The sequence below is a fragment of the Ilyobacter sp. genome (assembly GCF_041583315.1).
Taxonomy (GTDB): domain Bacteria; phylum Fusobacteriota; class Fusobacteriia; order Fusobacteriales; family Fusobacteriaceae; genus Ilyobacter.
The window spans coordinates 1-7,028 of sequence record NZ_JBFHGC010000082.1; the positions used below are offsets into that span (position 1 = coordinate 1).

The window sequence follows — 7,028 nt, forward strand, 5'->3', positions numbered from 1 at the left end:
ACCAATAATACTTTTTTCATAAATCTTACTCTCCTTTTGTATATATTTTTTGTTTGGAGTTATTATACAACAGTTTGATGTCAAGATACAACCATATAGTATAAATTAATCAGTTTGTATAGTAAACTTACTTAATCAAGCACCTAACTATATAATTTAAATAAAGTAATCATAAATAGTGTCTGGAATATTCTAAAACGAGAGTTCAGAAGGGCGATATTTTTTTAATGTTAGACATACTGTATTCTGTGTGACGAGCTTTTGACTGTAATATTTAACAAATAGAATTGGCCATTATCCTGTTTAACATTCTTAAAAACTCTAAAAAGTATATATATGAAAGAAAATCTCCAAAGAAAGATATCAAAAAATTATTAAAAAAGGTGTCTGCAACTGAAGAAAATTGTATAATAAGAATAGGTAATAAATTGTGTATAAATAAGAAATTTTACAAATAGATTAAAAATAAAGACTCTGAAGGAAGAGAGTTGCCTTATTTATCAAGTGAGCAATTACAACCTTTTACAGAGAATTTTTAGTTCTTGGGACACACCCTAGCTTATTTGACAGCAGATTCTTTGGGGAAATCAAAAGGTCCAGATTAGAAAATAAAACCAAATTAAGAATGAAATATTGAGGGATTAATATGAAAAACTAAATGGAATTTTATATTTTTAAAAATTCTATTCAATGATAACAAAGGGAGTAAAATTATGAAGCTGATTATATGTGAAAAGCCTAGCTTAGCACTGAATGTGGCGAGAGCTTTAGGTAAATTTCAAAAAAAAGATGGTTACTTTTCTACAAATGAGTATATTGTAAGCTTTGCTTTCGGCCATCTATTTGAGCTTAAATCTGTAAATGATTATTTTGGACAAAAGAAACGCTGGCAGGATGTACCTCTTCCGTTTATTCCTGAAGAGTTTGAATTTAAACTTAGAAAAGACGGGAGTATACAAAAACAGTTTAAAATATTACAGAATATCATAAACGAAGAAAGCATCACCGAAATTATAAACTGTGGCGATGCAGACCGCGAAGGACAGATCATCATAGATGTAATCATCGATAATCTGAAAACAAATTTGAAAGTTACCCGGTTATGGCTTCCAGAACAAACAGAAGAGACCATCAGAAAAGAACTGCAAAACCTGTCTTCTAATGAAAAATATTCAAACCTGGCTTCTGAAGGCTATGCAAGAACTTACCTCGATTGGATTCTCGGAATCAATCTCACTAGACATATCAGTTTAAAAAAAGGTACTCTTCTGAGAGCAGGTAGAGTTATGATTCCGATTGTTAAATTTATCTATGACAGAGACCTGGAAATAAAGAATTTTAAACCAGAAAAATATTTGCAGTTGGTTTCAGAAACTGAAGGGATTAAATTAGAAATCAAAGAAAAATTTAAATTGAAAGACAGGCCAAAGGTAGAGGAAAAAAGAAATCTACTAAACAAATCTGAAGCACTTGTATCAGACTTGAAAAAAGAAAAAGTGAAAAAATACCCTAAAAAACTATTTTCTCTTTCTAAGTTACAGTCAGAATTGTCTAAGTCCCATAAAATTAATTTTCAAAATTCCATAAAGGTTATACAAAGCCTGTATGAGAAGGGATATATCACCTATCCAAGAACAAATACAGAGTATCTCAGTATAAATGAAATTCCAAAAGTAGAATCAATTATAAAGAATTATCCAGATATAAACCTAAAAGTAAAAAAAAATAAATCTATCTTTGATGACAGTAAGGTAGAGAGCCACAGTGCTATTATTATCACCAATAAAAAACCTAAAAAAGATGAGTTTAAAGCCTTAGAAAAAACAGTATATGAAGCTGTTCTTAACCGTTTTATCTCAAACTTTTTAGATGAAGAAACTATTCTATCTAAAACTACTTTAGAAATAAAAGTTAACGAAGAAACATTCACTTTAAAGGGCGAGACAATTGAAAATGAAGGTTTCTTAAAATATGAACCTCAAAAAATCACAGATAACCTCCCTAAACTCAATATAGGTAGCAGATTTAAAGTAGATTTTAATATAATCTCCAAAGAGACACAGGCTCCATCTAAAATAACAGAGAGTTCCTTATCTAGTTTTCTTAAAAACCCATTTAAAACAGAAAAAACTACCGAAGAGGAAGAATATAAGGCTATTTTAGACGGTATTGAGATAGGAACAGAGGCAACAAGGACAGGTATTATAGAAAAATGTATAAAGGAAACATATCTCAGTCAGAAAGGTCAAAATTTTTCCATAGAACCCCTGGGAGAAGATTTGATAAATACACTGGATGCCCTTCAGATAAACCTATACAAGGACCGGACAATAGAATTTTCCAAACTTCTGAAGAAAATATATAGAGGGGAAACTACACTGGAAACTCTAGTAGAACTGACAAAAAAAGAACTGGGTGAGACTATTTCAAAAAAAGTAACAATAGATAAAGTAAACTCGAAAAATCCAAATAAAGAGGTTATAGGTCATTGCCCTAAATGCGGAAAAAACATCTACCAGGGAAAAACTAAAACTGAAAAGATCACTTATTATTGCGAAGGTTATAGAGAAGGCTGTAAATTTACTCTCTGGGAAGATTCAAAACATTATGATAATAAAATAAAAATAACAAAAACAAAGGCAAAGATGCTTCTAAAAGAATCTGGAAAGGCTCAGTTTAACCTTAAAAATAAGGCTGGGAAAGAATATGAAGGATACTTAAAAATTAAATTAAACGGGGATTATGTAAATTTTGAGCTAGATGGATTCCCAAAAAAAAATAGACCAGAAAAAATTATTAAAAGAACAATATAACTCGAAAATCTTATAAAAAAATTCGTAATCTCAAAACCTATGTCCAAGTAATTCAAAAGAAAATCTGGGATAAATTCCTACCTGTTGTTGAAGGATCTAGCTGTAAGGATTGGTTTATACATAATTCTGTCACGAAACTGTCGTACACGGAGCTTATACTTACATTAAGATAAATCAAAACAGATACAACAGGAGGAAATATAATGAAAAAACTTATGGTTATTATGGCACTTTCAATATCGGCAGTTTCATTTGCTCACAATACACCGGATAAAAGTCATATGGAATCCCAAAGAAAAACTGTACGGTCACACCACCAAAGGGATTCTTTTGCAACAAGACAGAACCGTGAGTATAAAAAACTTCAGATAGCTCATAACAGGGAACAGGAAGAATTCAGAGCCAAAATTAAAAGAATCAACAGTAGAATAAGAAGAGAAAAACATTCTATGAGAGTCAACATGAGAAAAATTGAAAGACTGGAAAGACGGAGATCTTATGTTAAGTCTGACATGAAAAGAAATCAGATGAGATATAACAGGGAAATCAAGATGAATTATCATATTTAAAATAATTATGAATATACAATTTAGGTTACTCTTGATAGGAAGTGAAGCAGAAGTCCAAATAACTTGGAATTTTAGTTTTTATAAAAAAAGAGAGGCATTCGCCTCTCTAGAATAAAATAATCTAATCTTGAATAGAGTCTTCTAACTCTGAATAGAAATTGGTATTATTGGCCGAGTAGTTCTGATACTCTTCCGTATCAAAGTTTTTATTACCTAGTTCTGATAGGATAACTTCTTCCAAAATCCCAGATATTCTTGGCAGTTTATCTTTAATCAGGTCAAAAAGAATTTCCCTGTTTAACAGGGTAGATTCTTTCTCTGTGACTCCTATGAAATGTTTCATTACTTGCCAAGGAATTTCAGGATGATCTTCCTTTATATTATTACTGACTCTCTTAGAAGCCACTCCTATATCTACGAGCAGGCTTAGAGAATTATTGAATAGCATATGATCTGAGGCATTGTAAAATTCAAAAGAATTATTATAAGAATTCGCCAGTTCAGAAAGCTGTTCTATGCTTCTTAAAATATCAATTATCGGGGCCAAATTGCCGCTTGTATTTTTTCTCATGAATAACCTCCTCTCTAACTTTCATAAAAAATTCAAGGCTATATCTTATTCTGGCTACTTTTGAGAAAGTTCAAATAAGCTCATTATTCTTTAGATTTTTGAATGGATGTAATACATTGAATTTCTTCGTTAAGAATCTTTTATAAAAATACTTACTACTAGTATTATATTGATTTTTTTGTCTTTTTCCTTTTTTGAAAAACTGATTATGGATATTTAATTTTTTTTTAGTATTTTTTATTGGAATGTCATTAAATAATACCCTGTAAAATGTTCATTTGTTATAGAATTAAAACTTTCTACAATAAATAAGATAACTATCATAATAAAAATATTATTAATCTGTTTTATTCGGTTTCAAAATTTTCTAGGATTTTTTCCAGTCTTATTGCTTCTTTTATTATAGATTTTATCTCTTCCCTGGCTTTATTTGTTTCTTCTTTGTTCATCTTGCTTATTTTTTTTTCAAAAGAAAATATATTTTTATAAAAAGGAATTACTGGTTTTTCTTCTTTTTCAATGGTTTCTTTCTTTTCTATTAAAAGTTTTTCTAAGGAGTTTTTATCAAGACCCTCTTCAATTTTTTTTATTATAGATTTTTTTTCTTCGTTTTCCAGTTTATATATTTCATTTATAACCTCTCTGTTGAGTATTGCCACTATTCCTTTTCCATGATCTGTATTTACAGTAGAGAATAGGTTATATCTTTTTCTGTATCTTAGAGCAGTCTGTTTATTAAAATTTGCCTCAAATAAAAATTTTTCGTATAATCCTTCGTCATATTGATTTTTTCCTGATATTTCTTCGAAAACTTCTTGAAGAATTCTTCCGAGCTCTATTTTGGAAACACCCTCGATCATCTTTAATTCGGTAGCCTTATTTCTGAAAAAACTATTTAAAGTTGCATCAGAGGTAAGTTCAAAATTTCCATCTATATTTTCTTCCGGAATTTTAAGTGCAAGTGACCGATCGGTAACTTGCACTTTTTTAATTTGAGTTTTTTGTTTAAAACTGCCAGATTGTTTTTTTAATCTCTCCATAACATCCATATTAGCCATTAATTACCCTCCCTATAATATCTCCGTAAATTTCCTGTATTGGGATTGCCTTTTTTGATCCTGTTTCAAAGATAGTTTTCCCCTTTTCAGCTAGTGCTTCTTCCACAACACTTTCAGGAATAGGCTCTGATAAAAATACTCCTGTCCCCGAAAAAAAAGTACTTAGGTCTTCATAATATTTTTTATTCAGTTTAGTATTTCTCACTAGATTCGGTACTACCATTGATATTTTTTTACCTTCTGCTTTATTTATCAGTCTAGTTATTCCAGCCGTACTTAATTTGTCCAATTTTATCGGTACTATAATCTCATCGGTTATTTCAAGTATAACATCATTTAGCACGTTAAAAACTGGTGCACAGTCTACAATTATATAATCATATTCTTTTTTTAGATTTTCAAAAACTAATTTAATTTTCTTTTTAAGATTATTTCCAAATATATCCGTTTCAACTGGAAAATAATCTAAGTTCTCTCTTATTTTTATCCTTACATCGTCAGTTGTTTGTATGTGGTACTTTAACCCTTTCCCTCCTTCAAACCATCTTCCCAGAAGAATGAGGCTGTCGTTTTGTGCATCTGAAGTTATTAATGCTACTCTGTTCTCAAGAAGTGACAATCCATGGGCTATGTTTTTAGAAAGTGTAGATTTTCCTACGCCTCCCTTATTATTTTTAATAGTAACTATTTTCCCCATTTTATACCCCCATTAGTTATTCTTAAATTTTTTTCTGAGTTCTTCTTTACAGTTGCTGATTCCTTATTTTATAAGCATAAAGCAAATAAAAAGCAACGTTTTATATGGATTATCTATGTTTAATTTTCATTGAGATCTTTAAATGAACCTCTATAAATTGTAGCCTTTTAAGGGATAAAAAACAACTTTTTAAAAAGCCTGTTAAAAAATCAGAAGAGAAAACAATAGATTAGGGAAGACTGATTAATTTTAATTTTCCCAAATATAACTGACCCATTCAGGATAGTCTATAAATGGATTTCTGTTTCCCTGTATTTCATAAACTTTCTCATGCCTGGACCTTTCTGCATCATCTACAGGATCTTGCACGTGCCACTCCAACAGGGTGCTGAGTTTCCCGTATCTTCCATCAAAATTCTCCTTAGAGCTTTCAGTTCCGGTGTAATCTACAAGCTCTAAGTCGTAGTTATCGTATTTCCCCCCAGTCCCCTCATATCTTACAGCCATATAAAACATCATTCTGGCGGTATCTCCTTTTATATCATCTCTTGGTTCCCATGAATCTCTATCTGATTTGGTTTCTATTGCCTCCTTATTATTGGTTCCTCCATTGTCCAAATCCTTATTTCCTTTGGAACTATTAACACTTGTATCTGTTGGTCTGAGGTGATGGAGGTCTGTATATGCATAATTGTTACTTCTAGCTTTAAAGCCCTTTGATTTTGGCCAGACATGCTCCCGGTTCCATCCATCCTTAGAATCGAACTGAGATCTTATTTTTTTTGGCTGACTCCTGCCGGTGTAGAATAAGATTATATTCTCATGATTATTAGGGTCTTCATCTGTATATTCCAAGGCATTATATGCTTCTTTATATGTTAATTTTTTATGGTTTGCAGTGATTATTTGGTTTAGAGCTTTTTTTAAATCTGCTCCTCCTTTTCCGTCAGCCTCTTTATAATACTGATCTTTCGTTGAAATAACCTTAGTTAAATCTTTTTGTTTTTCTTCTTTTTCACAGCTAATCCAGAACATTGAAAGTAACAATATAATTAGTATCTTTTTCATTTTTTCTCCTTTTGATATTGAGTTGATACAACTGTAATATACCATATTTTATCAATAAATATGTTTCTGTTTCAAGTCTTGTGTAAACTATCAATTTTATAATGTAAAAGTTTAATAAAATGAAAGGCTTAAAAATTTAGCTTGAATTTAATATTATCTTTCTTCCATTGGAAGTATTATCCATATTGAAATCTTATACAGTAATATTTAGATAGAATTGTTTTATAATTTTTTATTTTTTATTATTGGCCT

Annotated in this window: 6 protein-coding genes; 2 read left to right on the top strand and 4 right to left on the bottom strand. The window is 30.4% G+C overall.

Going from position 1 to position 7,028, the window contains the following annotated elements; genetic code table 11:
- Positions 1 to 713 precede the first annotated feature (713 nt).
- Positions 714 to 2,813: a DNA topoisomerase gene (locus ABZA26_RS04380; protein ID WP_372713296.1), complete on the top strand. Its 2,100-nt coding sequence runs from the start codon at positions 714 to 716 to the stop codon at positions 2,811 to 2,813.
- Between the two features lie 203 nt (positions 2,814 to 3,016).
- Positions 3,017 to 3,382 (top strand): hypothetical protein, encoded by a 366-nt coding sequence (locus ABZA26_RS04385; protein WP_372713297.1) that lies wholly within the window; start codon positions 3,017 to 3,019, stop codon positions 3,380 to 3,382.
- Between the two features lie 121 nt (positions 3,383 to 3,503).
- Here the strand turns inward: ABZA26_RS04385 and ABZA26_RS04390 are convergent, their stop codons facing one another.
- The 4 genes from ABZA26_RS04390 to ABZA26_RS04405 all read right to left on the bottom strand — a co-directional run bounded on the left by ABZA26_RS04390 (position 3,504) and on the right by ABZA26_RS04405 (position 6,776).
- Complete coding sequence (locus ABZA26_RS04390) at positions 3,504 to 3,953, bottom strand: DUF86 domain-containing protein (RefSeq protein WP_372713298.1); 450 nt, start codon at positions 3,951 to 3,953, stop codon at positions 3,504 to 3,506.
- A 347-nt stretch (positions 3,954 to 4,300) separates the two neighbouring features.
- On the bottom strand, positions 4,301 to 5,011 hold the full coding sequence (locus ABZA26_RS04395) for a hypothetical protein (protein WP_372713299.1): 711 nt from the start codon (positions 5,009 to 5,011) through the stop codon (positions 4,301 to 4,303).
- Entirely contained in the window at positions 5,004 to 5,708 is a 705-nt protein-coding gene (locus ABZA26_RS04400; protein ID WP_372713300.1) for a ParA family protein, read from the bottom strand. Before ABZA26_RS04400 ends, ABZA26_RS04395 begins: the two co-directional genes overlap by 8 nt.
- Positions 5,709 to 5,957: 249 nt before the next feature.
- Entirely contained in the window at positions 5,958 to 6,776 is an 819-nt protein-coding gene (locus tag ABZA26_RS04405; protein WP_372713301.1) for an endonuclease I family protein, read from the bottom strand.
- Between the last annotated feature and the right edge of the window lie 252 nt (positions 6,777 to 7,028).

Bases quoted from the DNA above. Each gene is read 5' to 3' on its own strand.
- ABZA26_RS04380 (WP_372713296.1), top strand. From the start codon at position 714: ATGAAGCTGATTATATGTGAAAAGCCTAGCTTAGCACTGAATGTGGCG.
- ABZA26_RS04385 (WP_372713297.1), top strand. From the start codon at position 3,017: ATGAAAAAACTTATGGTTATTATGGCACTTTCAATATCGGCAGTTTCA.
- ABZA26_RS04390 (WP_372713298.1), bottom strand. From the start codon at position 3,953: ATGAGAAAAAATACAAGCGGCAATTTGGCCCCGATAATTGATATTTTA.
- ABZA26_RS04395 (WP_372713299.1), bottom strand. From the start codon at position 5,011: ATGGCTAATATGGATGTTATGGAGAGATTAAAAAAACAATCTGGCAGT.
- ABZA26_RS04400 (WP_372713300.1), bottom strand. From the start codon at position 5,708: ATGGGGAAAATAGTTACTATTAAAAATAATAAGGGAGGCGTAGGAAAA.
- ABZA26_RS04405 (WP_372713301.1), bottom strand. From the start codon at position 6,776: ATGAAAAAGATACTAATTATATTGTTACTTTCAATGTTCTGGATTAGC.